Below are 235 nucleotides of genomic sequence, written 5' to 3'. Positions count from 1 at the left end.
GGCCGGACGGGGGCGCGGAGCCGCCGCCCGAGGGGTCCACGACCGCGTCGATCTTCCACTGCACGTTGAACTGCTCGGCGAGCGCCTGACGCAGTACGTCCTCGCTGCCGCCGCTCGTGAAGGTGTCCCGGGCGCCCGCGTTGACGAAGGCGATCTGGAGGGTGGTGCCGTCGAAGCCGGTCACCTGGGCGTTCTGGCTGAGCAGGATCCAGGTGAAGCGGCGGCGGTTCTTGAC

1 pseudogene is annotated in these 235 nt (G+C 70.6%); it reads right to left on the bottom strand.

The features are described from left to right. Nucleotides 1-235, bottom strand: a pseudogene (locus GTW40_RS15315) (DNA polymerase III subunit gamma and tau); the annotation flags it as partial.

The sequence above is a fragment of the Streptomyces sp. SID4985 genome, from assembly GCF_009863025.1.
Taxonomy (GTDB): domain Bacteria; phylum Actinomycetota; class Actinomycetes; order Streptomycetales; family Streptomycetaceae; genus Streptomyces.
Note: the sequence above shows the minus strand (reverse complement) of the source record. Positions and strands in the feature narration are given on the sequence as shown.